Consider the following 22,724-nt stretch of genomic DNA (forward strand, 5'->3'; position numbering starts at 1 on the left):
GTTTCCGTACGTGGCCGACCGTAGTCACACCACTGCACTCTGGTGACGTGAATCACGCAACCGACCCCCGAACCGGGGACCCGCTGGAGCCGACCTACCGCGCCGCGTTCGCGATGAGTGAGCACTCCGCCCGGCATCTGCGCCGCATCCTGCGCCTGTACCTCACCAACTGGGGGCTTCTCGACGTGGCCGACGCGGCGGAGTTGGCGCTCACCGAGCTGATCGCCAACGTGGTACGGCACGTGCCCGGCAGCATCTGCCAGACGTTCATCTTCCGGCTCCCGGACGGGGGCGTACGCGTCGAGGTCGCGGACGAGTGCGCCGAACTGCCGTGTGTGACAGTCGGTGACGCGCTGGCCGAGGACGGGCGGGGGATGGTCCTCGTCGACGCCGTCACCGACCGCTGGGGCGCGGAATCCCGCCGCGACGGTGCGGGGAAGACGGTGTGGTTCGAGTGCCTGCCCGTGAAGAGGGCGGAGCGGGCGGAGACGGCGGCGTGCCTCAGTGGCCCGGGCGCAGTTCCGCGAGCACCGCGTCCGTGAACGCCGGCCACACGTCCACCGCCCACGGGCCGAAGGCCCGGTCGGTGAGGGCGACGCACGCCGCGCCCGCGACCGGGTCGACCCACAGGAAGGTGCCGGACTGCCCGAAGTGACCGAAGGTCGCGGGCGAGGACGAACTTCCCGTCCAGTGCGGCGACTTGTGGTCCCGGATCTCGAAGCCGAGCCCCCAGTCGTTGGGGTTCTGGTGGCCGTAACCCGGCAGCACACCCTTCAGGCCGGGGTGCTGGACGGTCTGCGCGGCCAGCACCGTGCGCGGGTCGAGCAGCCGGGGTGCCTGGAGCTCCGCCGCGAGCCGTACGAGGTCGTCGACGGTCGAGACGCCGTCCTTCGCGGGTGAGCCGTCCACCGTCGTCGACGTCATCCCCAGCGGCTCCAGCACCGCCTCGCGCACATACTCCGGGAACGGGATGTCGGTGGCCTTGGCGATGTGGTCGCCCAGCACCTCGAAGCCCGCGTTGGAGTAGAGGCGGCGGGTGCCGGGCGCGGCCGTGGTCCGGTGCTCGTCGAACGCGAGCCCGCTGGTGTGCGCGAGCAGGTGACGTACGGTCGACCCCTCGGGACCGGCCGGTTCGTCCAGCTCGACCGCGCCCTCCTCGTACGCCACGAGCGCCGCGTACGCCGCGATCGGTTTCGTGACCGAGGCGAGCGGGAAGCGGTGCGCGGTCGGGCCGTGCGTACCGACGACGGTGCCGTCCGCTCGTACGACGGCAGCCGCCGCGGTGGGGACGGGCCAGTTGTCGATCATCGCCAGGCTCTGCATGCCTACGAGCGTAATGGGCGGGCGTCCGGAGCCTGCGCGGGGCCGTGGGCCCCCTCGGCGCGGAGAAAGCACCTCAGCGTCTTCCCGGACCGGCTCGGCCGGCCGACCGTACCCGGAACAGCACGATTCCGGTCAGCCGGGCGAGCGGGACCGGGCCGGTGTGGCGGGAGTCCCAGTTGCTCGTCCGGTTGTCGCCGACGACGAACACATGGCGGGGCGGGACGACGTCCATGGAGGCGGGGTGGTCCGGGGCCGTCTCCGGCGGCGGCCGTTCGTCGCCCAGTGCCGCCACACGCTTGATCATGCAGGTGGGAGCGGGGCGGTCGGGAACGGACCGGTCGGCATCGGTGCGGTCCGACGGGGCGGGCTCCAGGCGGAGGGCGATCACGGTGCCGCGGCGCACCAGCCGCGAGGGTGCCCGGATGGCCAGGAGACGGTCGCCGTCCTGGTAGGTGGGTCTCATGCTGCCGCCGCTGACGTCGGGCAGCAGGAGGTACTTGCGGGCCGCGGGAACGGCCAGCGCCGCGCCGTCGCTTTCCGCCGTGCTCGTGGTGGCCGGAGAGTCCGTGGCGGCCGGGGTGACGGCCGTGCCGGCCTCCGGTGCGGGGTGCTCCTCCACATAGCCGCGGGACTGAAGGGTGAACGGACGGCCGGCCGCCGGGCCCGTGCGCCCCGCCGCTCCGGCCGTGCCGGCCGGGGTGTTCGTCCCGTGTTCCTCGGCGGTACGGAACGTACGGCTCAGCAGCGTCCGGTAGCCGTGGGGCAGCCGGGCGATGTCCTCGTGCACACCGGCGAAGCGCGCCGCTTCCTCGCAGCGCCCGGGGTCTCGCAGCGCGCTCGGCTCACCGAGGGCGATGTTCTCCAGAGCCGGGAGTTCGTAGCGCATGGGGTCCTGGAACGTGGCGGCGATCCGGGTCCGCAGCTCGGCCGCGGGGATGTCGCGCAGATCGGTGCCGTCCCACAGGATGCGGCCCCGAGTGGGGTCGTAGAAGCGGCACAGAAGTTTGACCCGCGTGGATTTCCCGGAACCGTTGACGCCGACCAGTGCGACGGCGGAGCCCCGCTCCAGCCGCAGGGTGACGCCTCGCAGAATCCACGGGAGCCCCTTCCCGTAGCGGAACCAGACATCCTGGAACTCGATCGCGTCCGCCGACGGGGCGGCGGGACGCGGGTGGCCCGGGGCGGGCAGGTCGGGGGCGAGGCCGACCACGGTGACGTAGTGCCGGAACAGCGTCAACGAGTGGTGGGTCTGGCCCACTTCGCCGGCCAGCCCGCCGATGCCGCTCTGCACGGCCGGAACCGCGGTCAGCAGCATGGACACGTCGCCGACCGTCATCGCGCCCTGTGCGGCGGCCCGTGCCGCCCACAGCACCGGCACCCCGGACACGGTCACCACCACGGCCAGCAAGGGATGGAGCACGGCGAGGGATCCGACGAAACCGACCAGCAGCACGATGCTCCGGACGATGCCGGCCGCGCCTTCGACCACCTGGGACGGCGCGAGCCCCCCGGCCTGCTGGGCCAGTCTCAACTGGTCCAGGAAGGCCGGGTCCTCGAATCGGCGCAGCCCGGTGAACGTGTCGACCGAGGCGTGCAGCCGCGCCTGCGCCCGCAGCCCGGTGGCGCGGGTCAGCCGGGCGCGGAGGTAGCCGCCGATCTGCGGGGTGACGGCCATGACCGCGCTGATCGCGGCCAGGGCGCAGGCGGGCCGCGCGATCGCCCGCACCGTGGGTTCCGTGGCCAGGACGTCCAGGACGTCCTCGACCAGCCAGGTGGCGGCGACCGGTGCGATCGCCGTCACCAGGGCCACCGCCAGATGGCACACCAGGACGCCGCGTGCGGAGCGGAAGGCGAGTTTCAGTGCCGTCGCGACCACATGGGCGAATCCCGCTCGGGCGTCCGTGGGGGCGGCGGCCGCGTTCACGCCGAGCCCACGGGCTGGGCTGCGAGCGCCGCACTCGTGCCCGGCGGTCCCGGGCCGTGCCCCTCACCGTCCCGCACCGCTCTTGGCGCAACCTTGGCGCGATCTCGAATTGGCTGACGGAGCCCGTCTCGGCAAGCTGGGCCCGGGGCAGGGAGGTGCCATGGCGGTCGGGTTCCGCGTGCTCGGTGACATCACGGCGCACATCGACGGCGCGGCCATGGCGCTCGGCCCTCCGCAACAGCGTTCCGTGCTCGCCGCGTTGCTCGTCGACGCCCCGCGCACGGTGACGGCCGCCCACCTCACCGAACGGGTTTGGGAGGGCCGCGCACCGCAGCGCGTCAAGGGCACGCTCTACGGGTACGTGTCCCTGCTGCGGCGGGCCCTGGAGCCGGCCGGCGAGGACGCGGCCATCGTCCGGCGCTCCGGTGGTTACGCGGTGCAGACCGACCCCCGGAACGTGGATCTGCACGTCTTCCACGCCCTGGTCCGGCAGGCCCGCGCGGCCGAGGACACGGAACACGCCGCCCGACTCTTCGAACAGGCGCTGGACCTGTGGCAGGGAGAGCCCTTCACGGCATGCGACACCCCGTGGTTCAACACGCTGCGTGAGGCACTGCTGCGGGAACGGCTCGCCGCCGCAATGGACTTCAACGACGCCCGACTGCGTCTCGGACACCATGGCGAACTCCTGTCCCGTCTCGTGTCCCTGACGGAGCGCCACCCGCTGGACGAACGGGCGGCCGGGCAACTCATGCTGGCCCTGTACCGCAGCGGACGGGCCTCCGACGCCCTGCGCCACTACGAGGCCCAACGTCGTTGTCTCGCCGACGAGTTGGGGATCGACCCGGGGCCGGAGCTGCGCCGGCTGCATCAGCGGATCCTCACCGACTCCCCGGACCTCTCCCTGCCCTCCCCGGTGGTCACCGCCTCCGGCCCGCGTCCCGTCGGAACCTCCGCCTCCGAAGGGGCCCCCGGATCCCCCGCCGGGGACGGGCCAGATGCCGGCGGGGACGACCACGAGAGCCGGAGCGGACCGGGTGGGCCGCCCCCGTGCCCCCGCCTGCTGCCGCCGTGCCCGTCCCTGCTGGTGGGCCGGGAGCGGGAGGCGTCCGAGGCATGCCGGATGCTGGCCCGGAAGACGGCCGGGCCGGTCACCCTGCTGGTCACCGGCCCGGCCGGGGTCGGCAAGACGGCGTTCGCCGTACGCCTGGGGCATCTGCTGGCCTCCCGGTTCCCGGACGGCCAGCTCTACGTGGACCTGCAGGGCTTCGGAGACGGTCCGGCCGAACCGTTCACCGTCCTGGGCGCCTTCCTCCGGGCACTCGGTGTGCGCGGCGGCACGGTACCGCCGGACCGCACCGGCCGCGTCCACCTCTACCGCACCCTGCTGGCCCAGCGGAAAGTACTCGTCGTCCTGGACAACGCCGCCGACGCCCTGCAGGTGGACGACCTCCTCCCCAGCGGCGCCCACTGCGCCGCCGTCGTCACCAGCCGCACCACCCTGGCGGGCCTCGACGGCGCCCGGCTCCCCCTGGGAGTCCTGGACCCCGCGAACGGACTCGCCCTGCTGCGGGAGATGCTCGGAACCGACCGGACCCTCGCGGAGCCGGACGCCGCCCGGGCCATCGTGGAGACCTGTGAGGGTCTTCCGCTCGCAGTGTGGGTCGCCGGAGCACGTCTGGCGGCCCGGCCGAACTGGCCATTGGGAAAGGTCGCCCACGCGCTGGCCGACGAACAGCGCAAGCTCGACGAACTGGCCGTCGGCCACATCGCCGTACGGGCCAGCCTCGAACTGACCTACCGGGCGATGCCGCCCGCGAACCAGCACGCCCTGCGGATGCTGGCCCTGCTCCCCGGACCGGACCTCTCCGTCTGGTCCGTGGCCGCGCTCCTGGACCTGGACCTGCGCCGGGCAGAGGCCTTGCTCGACGACCTGACCGATGTCCACCTGGTGGAGGCCGCCATGACCGGGGCGTCCGGCATGCGCCACCGGCTGCACGATCTGGTGCGCCTGCTGGGCCGCGAGAGGGCGGAACGGGAGGTCCCGCCGTACGACCGCGCAGCCGCGCTCGCCCGGTTGCTGGGGGCCGGCCTGCACCTGGCCGACCTGGCCGCGGACACCCTCAGCGTCGACTTCCAGGGCATCTCGCAGACAGCCCTGGCGTCCTGGCGGCTGTCCGCGCAGGACGCCGACCGCGTCCTCGCCGACCCGCTGGCCTGGTTCAACGACGAGCGCCGGTTCCTCATCGACGTGGTGGACCAGGCACTCGACAGGGACGAGACCGCCCCGGCGGCGGCACTGGCCACCACGCTGACCACCCTCTTCCAGATCGGCAGCCACTTCGACGACTGGGAACGCCTCCAGAACCGGGCCCTCAAGGCGGCGCTGAACGGTGGCGACCGACGCAGCGCCGCACAGCTCCACCGCTGCCTGGGCGAGCTCACCACCATCCTCGACCGGTACCCGGAGGCAGTGGGCCACTTCGAACAGGCGCTGGAGCTCGGCGACAGCGAGGGCCCTGCCCACCTGGCCAGTGCCACGGCCGGGCTCGCTTATGTGCACCGCCTGCTCGGCCACTACACGAAGGCGGTGCGCCACTTCGAGCGGGCGGCGGAACTCGCCCGCCTGGCCGGAAACGTCAACTGCCTCGTCTACGCGACCAACGGCATCGGTGTCATCGACCTGGAACAAGGGCACACCGAGGCGGCCATGGAGCGGTTCACCCAGTGCCTGCGGGACAGCCGGGACGCCGGCTACCGCCCCGGCGAGGCCCAGGCGCTGCGCTGCCTGGGGCAGTGCCACCGGGAGATCGGCGCCCACGCGGAGGCCGCCGAGTGCTTCCGGCGGGCCGCGGCGATCAGCGAGGTCCTCGGCGACCGGCTCACCGCCGCGCACGCCACCTGCTGGCTCGGGGACGTCCTGGTGAAGGGCGGCGCCGAACGGGAGGGCCGCCGGCTCCTGGCCCGGACGCTGTGGACCTACCGGGAGTTCGGCAATCTGTGGGGCGAGGCGGCAACGCTCTACGCGCTCGCGGAGGCGCAGCTCACCGCCGGACGACCGGTACCGGCCGTCCGGCGCGCCGAAGCGGCCGTCGCGCTGTGGCGCCGCATCGGTTCCCGGAGCTGGCTGGCCGTGGGCCTCGACACCCTGGCCAGGGCGCGCGACCTGCTCGGCGACGCCTCGGCCGCAGGCCACGCCCGCAGGGAGGCCACGCGGCTGCGGGCGGCGCTGGGCCGGTCCCGCCCCGAGGACTGAGTCCGTTCTCCGGACCGGACACGATGCGGCTTTGACGCGTCGTCGTTCCGGAGACCGGACTCACACCAATGGGCCCCACCGATGACCGGAAGCCGCCCCTTGATCCGTGGCGGATCAGTGCGCGGCGTCGGATGTGGTGCATCGCAAGGCGGAGGAGCGTTCGCATACTGGGTGTATGCGGATGTTCCGACAACGCGGCGAGGTGCCGCAGCTGTCGTCGCGCACCCGCCAGGGACTACGGACAGCCCTTAGGCTCGCGCTTGCTTCGAGTGCACTCCAGGGTTCTAGCGTGGAGGGCATGACGGTGATGGAGACCACTTCCACGAGGACGGACGTCTGCGCGTCGGCTCCCAAGGGCTACCCGCGCCCCGACGGGCAGGACCGCTACACCATCGGCGAGGTCGCCGCCCTCACCGGGCTCACCGCCCACACCCTGCGCTGGTACGAGCGGATCGGGCTGATGACGCACGTCGACCGGTCGCACACCGGGCAGCGCCGGTTCACCAACCGGGATCTGGACTGGCTGGCGTTCGTCGGCAAGCTGCGGCTGACCGGGATGCCGGTCGCCGACATGGTCCGGTACGCGGAGCTGCTGCGCGAGGGCGAGCACACCTTCGAGGAACGGCAGGAGCTGCTGGAGGCGACCCGCCGCGACGTGAAGGCGCGGATCGCGGAGCTCCAGGACACGCTCGCCGTCCTCGACCACAAGATCGACTTCTACGCGGGTGCCCGACGGGCGCCGGAAAGGCCCTGGGCCTGATGACTGACGACAAGATCGCCACGGTGGAGCTCGGCAACGGCGGCCCGCGGGTCGGCGTGCAGGGACTCGGCTGCATGGGGATGAGTGAGTTCTACGGGGACACCGACCAGGCCGCGGCGCGCGAGACGCTGGAGACGGCGCTGGAGGCGGGCGTCACGCTGTTCGACACCGCCGACGTCTACGGGAGCGGCGCCAACGAGGAGTTCCTGGCCCCGTTCGTCGCGGCGCACCGGGACGAGATCACCCTCGCCACGAAGTTCGCCATCGAGCGGAGGGACGACGACCCGAACTACCGGGGCGTGCGCAACGACCCCGCGTACATCCGGCAGGCCGTCGAGAACAGTCTGCGCAGGCTCGGCATCGACGTCATCGACCTCTACTACATGCACCGCCGCGATCCCCTCGTCCCACTGGCCGAGTCCGTCGGAGCGATGGCAGAACTGGTCCGGCAGGGCAAGGTCAAGCACCTCGGACTGAGCGAGGTGACCGGGCCCGAGCTGCGCGAGGCGCACGCGGTGCACCCGATCGCCGCACTCCAGTCGGAGTGGTCGCTCTTCAGCCGGGACGTGGAGCGCAGCGCCGTGCCCGCCGCCGTCGAGCTGGGGGTGGCCCTCGTGCCGTACTCGCCGCTCGGCCGAGGGTTCCTCACCGGGGCGTTCACGGACGCGGCCAAGGACCTGCCGGACGGTGACTTCCGCCGGTACCAGCCGCGCTTCACCGGCAACAACGCGAAGGCCAACGCCGCCCTGCTGGCGCCCGTGCGCGAGATCGCCCAGGTGCACGGGGCCACGCCCGCACAGATCGCCCTCGCCTGGGTGCAGCAGCGCGCCCAGGTGCACGGCCTGACCGTCGTCCCGATCCCCGGCACCCGCAAGCCCAGCCGTCTGCTGGAGAACGTGGCCGCCACCCGGATCACGCCGACGGACCAGGAACTGGCCCTGCTGGAGCCGATCGCCGGACAGGTGGCGGGCGACCGCTACCCGGACATGAGCAACACGGCCACGGCCCGCGAGCGGTAGCCGGTACGGGGGCGGTCCGAGGCCCGTGCGCGCAGGCGGGAAAGCGGGCCCCGGGGCGCCCTCGACGGGGCGCGGACAGGCCGTTGCGCCGAGGCGCGTACGCAGACGTGTACGGGGGTGCGCACGGAGACGTGTACGGGGTGCGGGCGGAGGCGGGAGGCGTCCGGCTTCCGGTTGCAGGGGGTGGACCGGCGCTCTCTACTGGTCGTCGAGCGAGACCGCCAGGCGCCCGGGACCGATCCGATCCGGACCGGGCTCCTCGAACCGTGAGTGGCCGTGCCGGGCGGCGCCGTCCGCGTGGCACGGTCGCTTCCCCCAGGGAGTTGAGTTCCGTGCCGGCTCAGAACGGCTTCACCTACAAACGGCTCTCCGCCGACGACGCCGCCGCCCTCTTCATCGACCACCAGGCCGGCCTGATCTCACTCGTCCAGGACTACGGCCCCGACCAGTTCAAGAACAACGTCCTCGCGCTCGCGGACAGCGCCAAGTACTTCAACCTGCCGTCGGTGCTGACCACGAGCTTCGAGGACGGCCCCAACGGCCCGCTGGTCGCGGAGCTGCGCGAGATCCTGCCCGACGCCGCGTTCATCCCCCGGCCGGGAAACATCAACGCCTGGGACAACGAGGACTTCGTCCGGGCGGTCGAGCGGACCGGGCGCCGCCAGTTGATCGTCTCCGGTGTCGTCACGGACGTCTGCGTGACCTTCCCCGTCCTCTCCGCGCTCGAAGCCGGTTACGAGGTCTTCGTGGTGACCGACGCCTCCGGGACCTTCACCGAGCAGGTGCGCGACGCGTCCCTGATCCGCATGGCGAACGCGGGAGCCCAGCTGATGAACTGGTTCAGCGTCGCCTGCGAGCTCCAGCGCGACTGGCGGCGCGACATCGAGGGCCTGGGCAATCTCCTCTCCGGCCACATCCCGGGCTACCGGAACCTCATGGCCGGCTACGCGGCGGCAAAGGACCGGGGCAAGGGCTGAGGGCGGGGGCGGACCGCCCACCCGGACGGCCCGGGGCCACGCACCCGGGCCGCCCGCTCGTACTGCCCCGCTCGTACTGCCCCGCTCGTACGGCTCTGCCCGTACGTCCCCACCCGTACGTCCCTCCCGCACGGCTCGGGGGCGCCGCATAGGGTGGCCGGCATGAGCGAAGTCCCCGGCCCTCGAACCCTGTTGCCGAAGACGCCGGGCGGCGGCGAGGGCGAGTGGCTTCCCGTCGACACCGGAGAGTCGGGAGCGGGCGTCTTCCGCAGCGCGGACGGCGGCCGGTATGCCAAGTGCGTGGCCGCCGCGGAGGCGGCCGACCTGGGAGCGGAGCGCGACCGGATCGCCTGGCTGGGCGACCAGGGCGTTCCGGGGCCACGGGTACTGGACTGGCACTCCGGTGACGCGGGTGCCTGCCTGGTGACCAGCACCGTTCCCGGGACACCCGCGGATCAGCTGTCCGCCGCCGAGCTGCGGGCCTCCTGGGACCGCATCGCGGACGCGGTCCGCGCGCTGCACGCGATGCCCGCACGGCGGTGTCCGTTCCGCCGGGACCTCGACGGGATGATCGCCCGGGCACACGACGTCGTGGCCCGTGGCGCGGTGCACCCGGAGTTCCTGCCCGTCGAGCAACAGCACACGCCCGCAGCGGAGTTGCTGGAGCGCCTCGTCCCGCAGACCGACCGGCGGCGCGAGCAGGAGGCCGCCGACACGGTCGTCTGCCACGGGGACCTGTGCCTGCCCAACATCGTTCTCGACCCCCGGACCCTGGACGTGTCGGGCTTCATCGACCTGGGCCGCCTCGGCCTGGCCGACCGCTACGCCGACCTGTCGCTGCTGCTCGCCAACGCGCGGGAGACCTGGGCCGACGAGGAGGACGCGCGGGCCGCGGACGCGGCGTTCGCCGAGCAGTACGGAGTCACCCTCGACCACGACCGCCTGCGCTTCTACCTCCATCTCGACCCGCTCACCTGGGGCTGAGGGCTGTCCCGTAATCCGCGCCCGCCAGGGATTACGGGACAGCCCTCAGGGCATGTTTCGAAAGTCCCGTCCGGCCCGCGACGCTTCGACGACGCGGCCCAGGCGCCCGCGACTCTCACGCCTCGCCCGGCACCACCAGCCCCGCCTCGTACGCGAAGATCACCGCCTGTGCGCGGTCCCGCAGGTCGAGCTTGGCCAGGACGCGCCCGATGTGGGTCTTGACCGTCTGCTCGGCCAGCACCAGCCGTGCCGCGATCTCCTGGTTGGACAGCCCCCGCGCGATCAGCTCCAGCACCTCCGTCTCGCGCGGGGTCAGCCCCTTCAGCCGCAGCGCCTGTCCGCTCCGGGTCGCGCCGGAGGGGCCCTGCCGGGCGAAGTCCGCGATCAGGCGCCGCGTCACGGACGGCGCGAGCAGAGCCTCGCCGGACGCCACCACCCGTACCGCCGCGATCAGGTCCGAGGGCGGTGCGTCCTTCAACAGGAAACCGGATGCCCCGGCGCGCAGCGCCTCGTACACGTAGTCGTCCACGTCGAACGTGGTGAGCATCAGCACCTTCGGCTGGTGCTCCACCCCCGCGGGCGGGTTCAGCAGCTCGCGGGCCGCCGCCAGGCCGTCCATCTCGGGCATCCGGACGTCCATCAGGACCACGTCCGGGCGCACCTCCCGGCCGATGTCGACGGCCCGGCGCCCGTCCGGCGCCTCCCCGACCACCTCGATGTCGCTCTGCGCCGCGAGCAGCGCCGCGAACCCCGCTCGGACCATGGCCTGGTCGTCGACGATGATCACGCGGATGGTCAAGGTTCCTCCGAGGGCGGCGTCAGGGCGTGGTGGGCGTCAGCTCACCGAGTGCTTCAGCGGCAGCCGGGCGGCTACCCGGTAGCCGCCGTCGGGCAGCGGACCGGTGTCCAGCGAGCCGCCGGTCAACCGTACGCGTTCGCGCATGCCGACCAGCCCGTGCCCGGTGCCGTTGGTCTCCAGCGGTGAACCCGCCTGCCCCGCAGGGCCGTTGACCACCAGGACGGTCAGGTGCCCGCCGTCGGACGTGACCGACACCCGGGTCCGCGCGCCGGGAGCGTGCCGCACCACATTGGCCAGGGCCTCCTGCACGATCCGGTACGCCGACAGATCCACCGCCTGTGGCAGCTCCGGCAGGCCGGCGGCCAGCGACAGTTCGGCCGGAAGCCCTGCCCGTACCATCGCCTCGACCAGCTGCTGCACCCGGTCGAGCCCCGGCTGCGGCGCCCGCTCGCCGTCCGTGCCGTCACTGCGCAGCACTGCCAGCAGCCGCCGCATCTCCGTCAGCGACTCCCGTGCGCTCGCCGCGATCGCGCCGAACTCCGCGCGCGCCTCCTCGGACAGCCCCTGGATGCGGTAGGGCGCGGAGTCGGCCTGGACCGTGATCACGGACATGTGGTGCGCGACCACGTCGTGCAGTTCGCGTGCGATCCGGGCGCGTTCCTCCAGCAGGGTCCGCCGCGCCCGTTCCGCCTCACTGATGATCTCCTGCTCGACCAGCCGCTGCCGCGCGACGCCCCGTTCCCGAATCACCGCGCCGAGCACCGCGAACACCGCGCCGATGACCGACAGCAGCGCCGCGCTGCCGTTGTCGCGCCCCGGGGCGATCAGATGCAGCACCAGGCCCGCCACCGACGTCACCGCCCAGACCGAGGCCACGGTCCGCAGAGGTTCGCGCAGGGCCACCGCCAGCAGCAGGAAGAGATGGCCGAGCAGGGTGGGGGGAGGCCACGGCCAGACGTCGAACGAGGCGGGCGGCTCCCGGAGCAGGATCAGCGCCCCCAGGATGTCGGCGGGCAGGATGATCCACCATGCCTGCAACGGCCGGTGCGCCAGCATCAGGAGCGGCGCCGCCTGGGTGACGGCCAGGAATCCGGTGAGCCCGCCGTCCACCCCGTACTGGTCGGTCAGCACCCTGATCGTGACCGGGAAGAAGGTCGCGAAGAGGACGAGGCCGGGCGCGTGGGGCAGCAGCAGCCGCCAGCGCCTGGGTGCCTTCGCCAGGAGGGGTGCCGGGAGGTGGGACGGGTGGGTGAGGCCATGGGCGAGCCGCCGCAGATTGCGGCGCGCGGCACTCACCAGGCCGTCGACGGTGGGCGGCGCTTCGGACGGGACGCGCGAGGCCTCGGACAGGCCGTGTCGCGCTTCGGATTCGACGTGCGGCGGGGGAGTGGTCATGGCCGCATCAGCGTAGGCAGCGGACCTGCCCGATGGCGTCATACCGGGGTTTCGATCCGCCGCCACCCCGTCTCGTACGAGGGTATGACGGGCGGGACGCACGGACGCTCAGTCGCCCAACTCCGAGTATTTTTCACCATTTCACCCGGCAGAGCCTCTCGTGCGCGAATGACCGGCATGGCCGGCGACGCTTGGGTACTGTCCTGTTGGTCGGGCGGAGCCGCGCAGCCGGAGGATCGCGGCCTCGGACGAACAGGACCCGGGGGAGACGAGTGCTGAGCGACGAGGAAGCCTTCGAGGCCGTGGAGAAACTGCTCGAGGAGCGAGGTGAACCCCTCCCTGTGGGCCCGGCCCTCCCCCGACTGCGATCGGGCCGGAACGGTGCCTCACCAGCGTTGCGCGGGTACGGGCAGAGCGGTGAGGTGGACAGAAGGTGTCGTCACGCGGCAGCCCCGCACCGACGAGGTCAAGCTGCCCGAAGTCGGGGTCCCCTATTTCGCGCGGCAGAAGGCGCGTGAAAAGGGAGCCTGGGGCAAGACGGAGTGATCGCAGTGCTCTGACCAGCAGATGTGATCTTTATGTGTGGGTTCATTAGTTTGTGAGCACGGCTGCGAATCTCGTGAAGCGGGCGTTCAAGTACCGCTTCTATCCGACCGATGTGCAGGCAGCTGAGCTGTCGCGCACGTTCGGATGCGTGCGCAAGGTCTACAACCTGGCGCTCGCGGCCCGCACGGAGGCGTGGACGCGGCAGGAGCGGGTCAACTACAACGCCACCTCGGCGATGCTGACGGCGTGGAAGAAGACCGAGGAACTGGCCTTCCTCAACGACGTGTCGTCGGTGCCGTTGCAGCAGACGCTGCGGCACTTGCAGACCGCGTTCACCAACTTCTTCGGCAAGCGGGCCAAGTACCCGCGCTTCAAGGCCCGCAAGAAGTCCCGCAAGTCCGCCGAGTACACCACCAGCGGTTTCCGCTTCCGGGCGGGCAGTCGGCGATGAAACAGGAAGTCTCACGGCGCGAGCCGTAAGAATCTCCCTCCTTCAGGAGGGAGAGCGTCAATCCCACACCGAAGGCCCCGTACGTACTCCCGTTGCCCTCGCAGAGACGGACCTGGCAGATGGCCGCGGTGGTATGTGGTGTGCTCTTCCTGCTGGCAGTGGTCTCACGACTCTTCGGCTGACGAGTCCAGGGGCGCATCCGCCGAAACGGGAGAGCCGCCCGGTCCGTTCAGAGCTCCGCGAGCAGTTGGGCCTTCTTCGCGCTGAACTCGTCGTCCGTCACCAGACCCGCCTGATGCAACTCCCCGAGATGGCGGATCCGCTCCGCGATGTCCGCCGGGTCGCGCCGGCCCGCGCCGACCAGGACGGGGTCCGGGGTCGTGTGCGTGGGCTGCGTCCGGCGTACGGACTCCAGCACCGCCGCGGCGAACGGCAGCGACTCGTGCACCGGACCGTAGCCGAGGCCGAACACCACCGCGGCCGGGTCCTGATCGGGACGGGCGGCGGCCGTCGGCAGGGCGCCGCCGGGCGCCGTACACGGACCGTCCACCGGCTCGACGTCCGCACCCGCGCCCGAGGCCGTGACCGCGCCCATGGGAGTGCCCATGGCGGGGCCGGACACCGCGACCGTGCCCTTCGACCCGCGCGGCAGCAACCGCAGATACCCGTCGATGGCGTCCGGCGAACGCCACTCGACGCCGCTCAGCTCCGTCACCGGGAACGTCTGGTCTCCGGCCTTCCACTTCGCCGTGGAGGCACCCGTCCAGAACCAGCGGAAGGAGACCCGCTCGCCGTCGAAACCGGCCCGGCCGTCGTACGCCTTGAACTGCATCGGTGCCTCGGGGACCGCGACCATGAACCGGTCGGCGGGCTCCGAGGCGTCCGGGCCGAGCAGGGCGCGCAGCGTGTCCGCGTAGTACTCGGCGAGCGTCTCGCGCTCGGCGGGGAGCACCAGCCGGTACGGGTCGTGGCTGTCCTTCAGCTGCCCGGCGGCGGCCTCCAGCAGCGGGTCGGCGCCCGGTCTCGGCATCGCTCGCAGGACCACCGTGCCCCGCTTGCCGGGGGCCAGCGTCACCGAAGACAGTGCCGCGTGCGGTACACGCCGCTCACGCAGGCTCTGGAAGAGCTTCGGTGTGCGGATCCCCCGTTCGAAGCGGATGAGCACGGAGTCGTCGTCGAACTCCCAGGTGGCATGAATTCCGGCCAGCACATCACCCATGTGCCTCATCGTATGCGGCACTTGCCCCCCACGTCCCCCCTGGAGCAAGCCCCGATATGTGGCCGGATACGGTGCGATGCGCCCGTCGGATCCCTGTCAGGCCGCCCGGTCGTGGGCGACGCCGGCACGGCAGGCGCGGTCGGAAGCCGCGCAGCTCACCGAGTCGTAGGCGCCCACGCCGATGGCCGCGAAGTTGCCCAGGCTCTCGGTGCCCGGCTCGAAATAGCCGCTGTGCCCGACCGCGTCGCCCGCTGCGACGACCCGCGCACCGAACGAGGGCTCGACCGGGTCGGCTCCGTGGCCGAGCCCGCCGAACTCCAGGTTCGGCACGTCCTCGATCCAGTCGTCGTGGTCCCGCGTCGCCCACACCCTGGCCCCGGTACGCAGCTGGGCGGCGCGTTCCACCCGCATGCCGGGGCTGCCCGCGACGGCGATGTCCGAGACCCTGGCGGGCAGTTCGTGCGCCGCGACACCGCACAGCACCGAGCCGTAGCTGTGGCAGAACAGCGAGACGGGGGACCCGCCGGGCAGCGCGTCCACCAGCGCCTTCAGACGCACCGCGCCGCGTTCGGCGAGGTTGCCCAGGGCCGCGTCCACGCCGATGCCCGCGGGCGCGGTGTAGTCGGCCCAGGCGATGACGGCGGTACGGGTGCCGGGGCGGGCGGCGCGCTCCGCCGCGTACAGCGACTTCGCCATGCCGACCGGGGCGGCGTTCACCTTGGGCGCGGACCGTTCCAGTGTCAGCAGGTTGGTGTCGACGCCGGGGACGACCACGGAGATCCGCTCGGCCCGGTCAAGGTCGCCGAAGACCTCCGCCGCACGCCCCCTCCCGGACGGGTCGAAGGCGAGGATGTGCCGGCCGCCCGCGAGCATCGACCGGAAGCGGTCCATCCGGCGGAGTGCCTCGGCTCGGCCGTCGGGGGAGAGCCGGACGTCGTGCACGCGCTTGCCCTCGACCGCTCGCGCCTCGGTCAGTGCCCGCCGGTTGGCGTGATAGCGCAGGGTGACCGGGACACCGTTCAGATTGCCCACGACCAGCGGGTATCTGTCGGCGAGGGCGGTGCGCTGCTCGGCCGTGAGCGCGGCGAAGAACCGGGCCACGCGGTGCGGCGGTGCGTCGGCGTCCGGCAGGGGGTGTCCCGCGAGGCGGCCCCGGGCCCAGGCGGTGAGCGCGGCCGCGCGGGGCTCGTCGGGGCTCTGGTGGCGCACGGCGGTCCAGCCCGTGGTCGCCAGCACCACGAACACCACCGCGACGGCGAGCAGCGCACGCCAGGCGGCAAGGGTGGGAGAGGAGTCGAAGGAAGTCACTCCGGCCCACATTAGGAGACGCGTCACGGCACCCGTGTAGAGGGTGACGCACATCACCCGACTGTCGGGAATTCAAGTCCGCCCGCCTCACGCTGTGTTGGTGCGGCGCGCACGCTCAGGTGCGCGAGGGGCCCGGGAGGCGGATCCGGAGCGTCGCACGTGACCGTCGGGGCGGGGCGTTGTGAAGTCGGTCATGCGGTGCGCCGAGACGTACGGCACCTCGGCGCGCCCGGGCGTCGGCGCGCCCGGGCGTCGGCGCGCCCGGGCGTCGGCGCGCCAGGATGTCGGCGCGTCAGGGCATCGGGACATCAGGATTCGGGACGCCGGGCGGGGGTTCATGGTGTCGACGGGAGCGGGGTCGGGGCCGGGGCCCGGACCCCGTACGGACGTTGCGTCAGCCGGGTGTGCGGCCGGTACCGGTCCCCGCCTCTGCCTCAGCGCCCGTGCCCGCGCCCGTACCCGATCGCCAGTTCCCCGCCAGCGCCGGGCCGAGCTGGTCCAGGTACCGCTCCGTCAGTACGCGCAGCGACTCCACACTGGCGTCCCGTCCCCGGCCCCAGAGCTGGCCCGTCACCCGCATGACCCCGCAGAACGCCGCGACGGCCACCCTGGGCCGGGGGTCCTTATCCACGTCGAGGCCCTCGCGCTCGGCGATCAGCAGCGCTATCTGGTTCTCCAGGTCGATGTTGCGCCGCAGGTGGGCGGCGAGCAGCGACGGTGTCGACTCGATCAACCGGTACGTGCGCATGTGGAGTTCGACCGTGATGACCGCCTCGATCGTGTCACCGAGGCCGTTCCAGGCGCAGAGGACCGCGCGCCGTATGGCCTCGAACGGCGCCTCCGAGGCGGGCCGCCGGCGCAGCTCCGAGAGGAAGTGGGACTCCACCATCTCCTGGATGGCGAAGGCGACCTCCTCCTTGCTGGCGAAGTAGCGGAAGAAGGTGCGCTGGGAGACCTCGACGGCATCGACGATCTCGTCGACGGTCGTCTGCTCGTACCCCTGCGTGGTGAAGAGGTCGAGCGCGGCGTGCAGCAGGGCGTCCCGGGTGCGGCGCTTCTTCCGTTCGCGCAGCCCGCCCGGGCGCTCGCCCCGTCCTTCCGGAGTCCGGTCCCGCCGGGCCGGAGTCCGTTCCGGCCCGGCCGGTGTCCCGTTCCGCCCGGCCGGGTGTTCGCGCGGCCCTCGCGCCGGACTCTCGTGCGGCTCGGCAGGGCGCGCCGCCCGCTGCCCCTCGGTCACTGAAGTGGTCCTCTTTCTCCTGCTTTTGGCCAGCTCAGCGTACCTGTGAGCTACGTGACAGTTACCGGCTAGTGAAATGGTTTGTCAACTGTCAGAGCCTGACACTAGTGTCCCCGGCATGACTAGTCAGACCACCGTCGAAAAGGCGTCGCGGGAGCCGCGGAACACCGCCGAGCCCGCACCTGCCAAGGGGCTGCGCGGCCACCCCTGGCTGACGCTCTTCTCCGTGGCCATCGGCGTGATGATGGTCGCGCTCGACGGCACGATCGTCGCGATCGCCAACCCGGCCATCCAGCATGACCTGAAAGCCTCGCTCGCCGATGTCCAGTGGATCACCAACGGGTACATGCTGGCCCTCGCGGTGTCCCTGATCACCGCGGGCAAGCTCGGTGACCGGTTCGGTCACCGCCAGACCTTCCTGATCGGTGTCGTGGGCTTCGCCGCGGCATCGGGGGCCATCGGGCTCTCCGACAGCGTCGCCCTGGTGATCGTGTTCCGGGTGCTCCAGGGCCTCTTCGGTGCCCTGCTGATGCCCGCCGCGCTCGGCCTGCTGCGCGCCACCTTCCCGGCCGAGAAGCTGAACATGGCGATCGGCATCTGGGGCATGGTGATCGGCGCCTCGACCGCGGGCGGTCCGATCCTGGGCGGCGTGCTCGTCGAGCACGTCAACTGGCAGTCCGTCTTCTTCATCAATGTGCCGGTCGGGGTGATAGCGCTCCTGCTGGGCCTGGTGATCCTCAAGGACCACCGCGCCGAGAACGTGCCGCGCTCGTTCGACATCGGTGGCATCGTGCTGCTGTCGCAGGCGATGTTCTGCCTGATCTGGGCGCTCATCAAGGGCTCCGAGTGGGGCTGGGGCGACTACAAGACCCTCGGCTTCCTGGGCGGTGCCGTGGCCCTGTTCGTGGTCTTCGCCCTCTCCCAGAAGAACGTCAGGGAGCCGCTGATCCCGCTGACGATGTTCCGGTCGCTGCCGCTGACCGCGGGCACGGTCCTGATGGTGCTGATGGCCTTCGCCTTCATGGGCGGGCTGTTCTTCGTCACGTTCTACCTCCAGAACGTGCATGGTCTGAGCCCCGTCGACAGCGGTCTGCACCTGCTGCCGCTGACCGGCATGATGATCGTCGCCTCTCCGGTCGCGGGCGCGATGATCACCAAGTTCGGCCCGCGGGTTCCGCTGGTCGGCGGCATGGTGTGCACGGCGGTCGCCATGTTCGGGATGTCCCGCCTGGAGGTCGGCACCGGCACCCTGACCATGTCGATCTGGTTCGGTCTGCTCGGCCTCGGCCTCGCCCCGGTGATGGTGGGCGCCACCGAGGTCATCGTGGGCAACGCCCCGATGGAGCTGTCCGGCGTCGCCGGTGGTCTCCAGCAGTCCGCCATGCAGGTCGGCGGCAGCCTCGGTACGGCGGTGCTGGGCGCGGTCATGGCCTCCCAGGTCGACTCCCACCTGGGCGACAACTGGAAGGCCGCACAGCTTCCGCCGCTCAGCCCGCAGCAGCTGGACCAGGCGTCCGCGGCCGTCGAGGTCGGCATCCCGCCGGTGTCCGGCAACATGCCGCCGGAGATCGCGCAGAAGATCACCGGCGTCGCCCATGACACGTTCGTGTCGGGCATGAGCACGGCATTCACGGTCGCCGGCGTCGTCGCCGTGGTCGCCGCGCTGGTCGCCACGCTCGCCAAGCGCGGTCAGAACGCCGAGGCGGGCGCGGGCGTCGGCCACATCTGACCGCCCGTACCGTCCCCCGACGCGTCGGCGGGCCGACAGACCCGGCACCGTCAACACACCGCGTACAACAGCCCCGCCGGACCGTTCCGGCGGGGCTGTCGCCTATCCGGGTGGTGTGCCCCACGGCCCCTTTCCCGGGCGCCGCCCCGCAGGTCAGGGTGCGTACAACCGATTCGCACGACCACGGGGGTCGATTTCCATGCGCAGGACACGCACGATGCGTACGACCGCTCTTGCCACCGCTCTCGCCGCTGCCGCACTGATCCCGCAGGCCGCCGCCGCGCACTCGCCGGACTCACGACCCGTCGCCCGCTCCGCGCCCGTCCGGCTCGGGACCTGCGACAGCGGCCAGCTCTGCCTCTGGGAGAAACCGGACTTCACCGGAGCCCGGCAGATCCACGAGCTGTCCACCGTCGACATCGAGAGCTGCGTCCCGCTGCGGGCGGGTGCCAGGATCCAGGCGCTCGCCAACCGCACGGGCCGCCCGGTCACCACGTACCAGTCGGCGGAATGCGCCGAGACCGGGGAGTTCGAGACCTACCCGGGCGGCGGCACCTGGGTGCCCCGGTCCCCGTACCAGGTCCGGGCGTTCAAGGTCTGGGAGAACTGACCGGACATCACCGGACACGACCCGGCACACCGAGGGGCGGCAGGTGCGGCACCGGACACGCCGAGCGGCGGGAACCGGGACCGTCGGCGGCAACGAGGCCGGGCGCCCCGAGGCCGGGCGCCCCGAGGCCGGGCGCCCCGAGGAGCGGCAGCGGCACGAAGCGACACGCCGAGGGGCGGCGCGGACCCGTCCGGTCCCCGCCGCCCCTCGGTCGCTCTCGGCCCGACCTTTGTCGCGCCTACGCGTCGCCGCCGGCCGCGCCCGGGTCGGCCGCGGTCACGTCCAGCAGGTCGTACCGGTCGATCGCCTGCTTCAGCAGCGACCGGTCGATCCGGCCCTGCTTCGCCAGCTCCGTCAGCACCGCGAGCACGATCGACTGCGCGTCGATGTGGAAGAACCGGCGGGCCGCACCACGCGTGTCCGCGAAGCCGAAGCCGTCCGCGCCCAGCGACTGGTACGCACCGGGCACCCACCGCGCGATCTGGTCCGGCACCGAACGCATCCAGTCCGAGACCGCCACGAACGGCCCCTCGGAGCCGGAGAGCTTTCGCGTCACGTACGGGACGCGCTGCTCCTCCTCCGGGTGCAGCAGGTTGTACCGCTCCGTCTCCACGGCCTCACGACGCAGCTCGTTCCAGGAGGTGGCCGACCAGACGTCCGCCCGGACGTTCCACTCCTCGGCGAGGATCCGCTGCGCCTCGACCGCCCACGGCACGGCCACGCCGGACGCCAGGATCTGGGCCGGGATCTCGCCCCGCTCGGCCGTCTTGAAGCGGTAGACACCCTTGAGGATGCCCTCCGCGTCGACGTTCTCCGGCTCGGCCGGGTGCTGGATCGGCTCGTTGTAGACGGTGAGGTAGTAGAAGACGTCCTCGTTTTCCTCGGGGGTCCCGCCGTACATCCGGCGCAGACCGTCCTTGACGATGTGCGCGATCTCGTAGCCGAACGCCGGGTCGTACGCCACGCAGGCCGGGTTGGTCGAGGCCAGCAGCTGGGAGTGGCCGTCGGCGTGCTGGAGACCCTCACCGGTCAGCGTCGTACGACCGGCGGTCGCGCCCAGCACGAAGCCGCGCGCGAGCTGGTCGGCCATCTGCCAGAACTGGTCGCCGGTGCGCTGGAAACCGAACATCGAGTAGAAGACGTACACCGGGATCAGCGGCTCGCCGTGCGTGGCGTACGCCGACCCGGCAGCGATCAGCGACGCCGTGCAACCGGCCTCCGAGATGCCGTCGTGCAGCATCTGGCCCTGCGGCGACTCCTTGTACGCGAGCAGCAGATCGCGGTCCACCGACTCGTACTGCTGACCCAGCGGGTTATAGATCTTCGCGCTCGGGAAGAAGGCGTCCATGCCGAAGGTGCGGTACTCGTCGGGCGCGATCAGCACGAAGCGCTTGCCGATCTCCTTGTCCCGCATGAGTTCCTTCAGGATGCGGACGAACGCCATGGTCGAGGCGATCGACTGCTGCCCCGAACCCTTCTTCGCGGTCGCGTACGTCTTTTCCTCGGGCAGGACCAGCGGCTTCGCACGCACCACACGCGTCGGGACGTAACCGCCCAGACTGCTGCGGCGGTCGTGCATGTACTGGATCTCCTCCGAGTCGCGACCCGGGTGGTAGTAGGGCGGGTAGCCCTCGTCCAGCTGCTTGTCGCTGATCGGGAGGTGCAGCCGGTCGCGGAACCGCTTGAGGTCCTCGACCGTGAGCTTCTTCATCTGGTGGGTGGCGTTGCGGCCCTCGAAGTTCGGCCCCAGCGTCCAGCCCTTGACGGTCTGAGCCAGGATCACCGTCGGCTGACCCTTGTGGGCCTTGGCCGCCGCGTACGCCGCGTACACCTTGCGGTGGTCGTGACCGCCGCGCCCCAGGTGCAGGATCTGGTCGTCGGACATGTCCTTGACCATCTCGCGCAGCCGCGGGTCGTCCCCGAAGAAGTGCTCGCGGATGTACGCGCCCGACTCGGTGGCGTACGTCTGGAACTGCCCGTCCGGCGTGGTGTTCAGCTTGTTGACCAGAATGCCGGTGCGGTCCTGCGCGAGCAGCGGGTCCCAGGAGCGGTCCCAGACCAGCTTGATGACGTTCCATCCGGCGCCGCGGAACTGCGACTCCAGCTCCTGGATGATCTTGCCGTTGCCGCGTACCGGGCCATCGAGCCGCTGCAGGTTGCAGTTGACCACGAAGGTCAGGTTGTCCAGGCCCTCACGGGCGGCGAGGGAGAGCTGGCCCAGCGACTCCGGCTCGTCCATCTCGCCGTCGCCCAGGTACGCCCACACGTGCGACCGGGAGGTGTCGGCGATGCCGCGCGCCTCCATGTACCGGTTCATCCGCGCCTGGTAGATCGCGGCGAGCGGGCCGAGACCCATCGAGACGGTCGGGAACTCCCAGAAGTCCGGCATCAGCCGCGGGTGCGGGTAGCTGGACAGACCGTTGGGCGCCTTCGACTTCTCCTGGCGGAACGCGTCGAGCTGCGCCTCGCTCAGTCGGTCGAGCAGGAAGGCGCGGGCGTAGATGCCCGGGGACGCGTGGCCCTGGAAGAAGATCTGGTCGCCGCCCAGGCCGTCGTCCTTGCCCCGGAAGAAGTGGTTGAAGCCCACGTCGTAGAGCGAGGCGGAGGAGGCGAAGGTGGCGATGTGGCCGCCGACCCCGATGCCCGGGCGCTGGGCGCGCGACACCATCACGGCCGCGTTCCAGCGGGTCGCGTTGAGGATCTTGCGCTCGATCTCCTCGTCGCCGGGGAAGAACGGCTCGTCCTTCGTGGCGATCGTGTTCACGTAGTCCGTACTGCGCATCTCCGGCACGGCGACACGCTTCTCCCGCGCGCGCTCGATGAGCCGGAGCATCAGATAACGGGCCCGCTCACGGCCTCGCTCGTCGACGGCTGCGTCGAGCGAGTCGAGCCACTCCTGGGTCTCTTCGGGATCGAAGTCCGGGACCTGGCTCGGCAGGCCGCCAATGATGATCGGGTTGCGATCGGATCCGGAAGCCACGCTGTTCCTTCGCTGTTCGGTGCTGCTCTACGGGGCCGGTCACGGGGGAACGTGCCCCCGGGATGTGGTGCCAGTACGCCAACACCATCGTGTACCGCAAGGGCGCAAACGTCATCTCTACCGAGGGGTAACCCCTGTGTTCACGAGACATCGCGTCCATGGCGGGGGGACGGGTCGCCGCAAACGGAAACCATACGCCCAAGCCGC

At 71.6% G+C, this 22,724-nt stretch carries 17 protein-coding genes and 1 pseudogene; 10 read left to right on the forward strand and 8 right to left on the reverse strand.

Annotation, left to right across the window (positions count from 1 at the left end; genetic code table 11):
• The first annotated feature begins 47 nt into the window (after nucleotides 1–47).
• Nucleotides 48–542, forward strand: coding sequence for an ATP-binding protein (locus ACFYXM_RS22490; RefSeq protein WP_389291730.1), 495 nt, complete (start codon nucleotides 48–50; stop codon nucleotides 540–542).
• Here ACFYXM_RS22490 and ACFYXM_RS22495 read toward each other — a convergent pair.
• Both ACFYXM_RS22495 and ACFYXM_RS22500 read right to left on the reverse strand, forming a co-directional pair.
• Nucleotides 502–1,323, reverse strand: coding sequence for a serine hydrolase domain-containing protein (locus tag ACFYXM_RS22495; RefSeq protein WP_389291732.1), 822 nt, complete (start codon nucleotides 1,321–1,323; stop codon nucleotides 502–504). The two genes, ACFYXM_RS22490 and ACFYXM_RS22495, sit on opposite strands and share 41 nt — an antisense overlap.
• A gap of 73 nt (nucleotides 1,324–1,396) precedes the next feature.
• A complete protein-coding gene (locus tag ACFYXM_RS22500) occupies nucleotides 1,397–3,247 on the reverse strand; it encodes an ATP-binding cassette domain-containing protein (RefSeq protein ID WP_389291734.1) in 1,851 nt (616 codons plus the stop codon).
• A gap of 160 nt (nucleotides 3,248–3,407) precedes the next feature.
• Here ACFYXM_RS22500 and ACFYXM_RS22505 point away from each other — a divergent pair, with 160 nt between their 5' ends.
• The 5 genes from ACFYXM_RS22505 to ACFYXM_RS22525 all read left to right on the forward strand — a co-directional run bounded on the left by ACFYXM_RS22505 (nucleotide 3,408) and on the right by ACFYXM_RS22525 (nucleotide 10,243).
• Complete coding sequence (locus tag ACFYXM_RS22505; protein WP_389291736.1) at nucleotides 3,408–6,503, forward strand: BTAD domain-containing putative transcriptional regulator; 3,096 nt, start codon at nucleotides 3,408–3,410, stop codon at nucleotides 6,501–6,503.
• 298 nt (nucleotides 6,504–6,801) lie between these two features.
• Nucleotides 6,802–7,263 carry a MerR family transcriptional regulator gene (locus ACFYXM_RS22510; protein ID WP_389291738.1) on the forward strand — a complete coding sequence of 154 codons (462 nt, stop codon included), beginning with the start codon at nucleotides 6,802–6,804 and terminating at the stop codon, nucleotides 7,261–7,263.
• The gene (locus ACFYXM_RS22515; protein WP_389291740.1) at nucleotides 7,263–8,282 is read left to right on the forward strand and encodes an aldo/keto reductase; all 1,020 of its coding nucleotides are present in this window, start codon (nucleotides 7,263–7,265) and stop codon (nucleotides 8,280–8,282) included. The genes ACFYXM_RS22510 and ACFYXM_RS22515 overlap by 1 nt, the downstream gene beginning before the upstream one ends.
• 332 nt (nucleotides 8,283–8,614) lie before the next feature.
• On the forward strand, nucleotides 8,615–9,259 hold the full coding sequence (gene ycaC, locus ACFYXM_RS22520) for an isochorismate family cysteine hydrolase YcaC (protein ID WP_389291742.1): 645 nt from the start codon (nucleotides 8,615–8,617) through the stop codon (nucleotides 9,257–9,259).
• 162 nt (nucleotides 9,260–9,421) lie between these two features.
• Entirely contained in the window at nucleotides 9,422–10,243 is an 822-nt protein-coding gene (locus ACFYXM_RS22525; protein ID WP_389291744.1) for an APH(3'') family aminoglycoside O-phosphotransferase, read from the forward strand.
• Nucleotides 10,244–10,358: 115 nt separating this feature from the next.
• On the opposite strand, the gene ACFYXM_RS22530 is transcribed toward ACFYXM_RS22525, so the two are convergent.
• Nucleotides 10,359–11,042 (reverse strand): response regulator, encoded by a 684-nt coding sequence (locus ACFYXM_RS22530; protein WP_389291745.1) that lies wholly within the window; start codon nucleotides 11,040–11,042, stop codon nucleotides 10,359–10,361.
• 36 nt (nucleotides 11,043–11,078) lie between these two features.
• Nucleotides 11,079–12,479, reverse strand: a complete 1,401-nt coding sequence (locus ACFYXM_RS22535; RefSeq protein ID WP_389291747.1) for a sensor histidine kinase — start codon at nucleotides 12,477–12,479, stop codon at nucleotides 11,079–11,081.
• 375 nt (nucleotides 12,480–12,854) lie between these two features.
• Here ACFYXM_RS22535 and ACFYXM_RS22540 point away from each other — a divergent pair, with 375 nt between their 5' ends.
• Both ACFYXM_RS22540 and ACFYXM_RS22545 read left to right on the forward strand, forming a co-directional pair.
• The gene (locus ACFYXM_RS22540; protein ID WP_389291749.1) at nucleotides 12,855–12,983 is read left to right on the forward strand and encodes a hypothetical protein; all 129 of its coding nucleotides are present in this window, start codon (nucleotides 12,855–12,857) and stop codon (nucleotides 12,981–12,983) included.
• A 52-nt stretch (nucleotides 12,984–13,035) separates the two neighbouring features.
• A pseudogene (locus tag ACFYXM_RS22545) lies at nucleotides 13,036–13,422 on the forward strand (RNA-guided endonuclease InsQ/TnpB family protein); the annotation flags it as partial.
• A gap of 241 nt (nucleotides 13,423–13,663) precedes the next feature.
• Here the strand turns inward: ACFYXM_RS22545 and ACFYXM_RS22550 are convergent.
• From ACFYXM_RS22550 to ACFYXM_RS22560, 3 genes are all read right to left on the reverse strand, one after another.
• Nucleotides 13,664–14,653, reverse strand: a complete 990-nt coding sequence (locus ACFYXM_RS22550; RefSeq protein ID WP_389291750.1) for a DUF4429 domain-containing protein — start codon at nucleotides 14,651–14,653, stop codon at nucleotides 13,664–13,666.
• A gap of 96 nt (nucleotides 14,654–14,749) precedes the next feature.
• A complete protein-coding gene (locus ACFYXM_RS22555) occupies nucleotides 14,750–15,961 on the reverse strand; it encodes an alpha/beta hydrolase (protein ID WP_389291751.1) in 1,212 nt (403 codons plus the stop codon).
• Nucleotides 15,962–16,355: 394 nt separating this feature from the next.
• The gene (locus ACFYXM_RS22560) at nucleotides 16,356–17,033 is read right to left on the reverse strand and encodes a TetR family transcriptional regulator (RefSeq protein WP_389291842.1); all 678 of its coding nucleotides are present in this window, start codon (nucleotides 17,031–17,033) and stop codon (nucleotides 16,356–16,358) included.
• A gap of 283 nt (nucleotides 17,034–17,316) precedes the next feature.
• Between ACFYXM_RS22560 and ACFYXM_RS22565 the strand changes: the two genes are divergently transcribed.
• Complete coding sequence (locus ACFYXM_RS22565) at nucleotides 17,317–18,927, forward strand: MFS transporter (RefSeq protein WP_389291753.1); 1,611 nt, start codon at nucleotides 17,317–17,319, stop codon at nucleotides 18,925–18,927.
• Nucleotides 18,928–19,144: 217 nt separating this feature from the next.
• On the forward strand, nucleotides 19,145–19,537 hold the full coding sequence (locus ACFYXM_RS22570) for a peptidase inhibitor family I36 protein (protein ID WP_389291755.1): 393 nt from the start codon (nucleotides 19,145–19,147) through the stop codon (nucleotides 19,535–19,537).
• A 238-nt stretch (nucleotides 19,538–19,775) separates the two neighbouring features.
• Here ACFYXM_RS22570 and aceE read toward each other — a convergent pair whose 3' ends face one another.
• Nucleotides 19,776–22,517 carry a pyruvate dehydrogenase (acetyl-transferring), homodimeric type gene (gene aceE / locus ACFYXM_RS22575; RefSeq protein ID WP_389291757.1) on the reverse strand — a complete coding sequence of 914 codons (2,742 nt, stop codon included), beginning with the start codon at nucleotides 22,515–22,517 and terminating at the stop codon, nucleotides 19,776–19,778.
• Between the last annotated feature and the right edge of the window lie 207 nt (nucleotides 22,518–22,724).

It is taken from the genome of Streptomyces sp. NPDC002476, from assembly GCF_042889785.1.
Lineage (GTDB): Bacteria > Actinomycetota > Actinomycetes > Streptomycetales > Streptomycetaceae > Streptomyces.

Excerpts from the sequence above, each read along its gene's own strand:
- ACFYXM_RS22565 (WP_389291753.1), top strand. The coding sequence starts at position 17,317 with ATGACTAGTCAGACCACCGTCGAAAAGGCGTCGCGGGAGCCGCGGAAC.
- ACFYXM_RS22570 (WP_389291755.1), top strand. The coding sequence starts at position 19,145 with ATGCGTACGACCGCTCTTGCCACCGCTCTCGCCGCTGCCGCACTGATC.
- ACFYXM_RS22535 (WP_389291747.1), bottom strand. The coding sequence starts at position 12,479 with ATGACGCCATCGGGCAGGTCCGCTGCCTACGCTGATGCGGCCATGACC.
- ACFYXM_RS22550 (WP_389291750.1), bottom strand. The coding sequence starts at position 14,653 with ATGGGTGATGTGCTGGCCGGAATTCATGCCACCTGGGAGTTCGACGAC.
- ACFYXM_RS22515 (WP_389291740.1), top strand. The coding sequence starts at position 7,263 with ATGACTGACGACAAGATCGCCACGGTGGAGCTCGGCAACGGCGGCCCG.
- ACFYXM_RS22510 (WP_389291738.1), top strand. The coding sequence starts at position 6,802 with ATGACGGTGATGGAGACCACTTCCACGAGGACGGACGTCTGCGCGTCG.
- ACFYXM_RS22505 (WP_389291736.1), top strand. The coding sequence starts at position 3,408 with ATGGCGGTCGGGTTCCGCGTGCTCGGTGACATCACGGCGCACATCGAC.
- ACFYXM_RS22495 (WP_389291732.1), bottom strand. The coding sequence starts at position 1,323 with ATGCAGAGCCTGGCGATGATCGACAACTGGCCCGTCCCCACCGCGGCG.
- ACFYXM_RS22525 (WP_389291744.1), top strand. The coding sequence starts at position 9,422 with ATGAGCGAAGTCCCCGGCCCTCGAACCCTGTTGCCGAAGACGCCGGGC.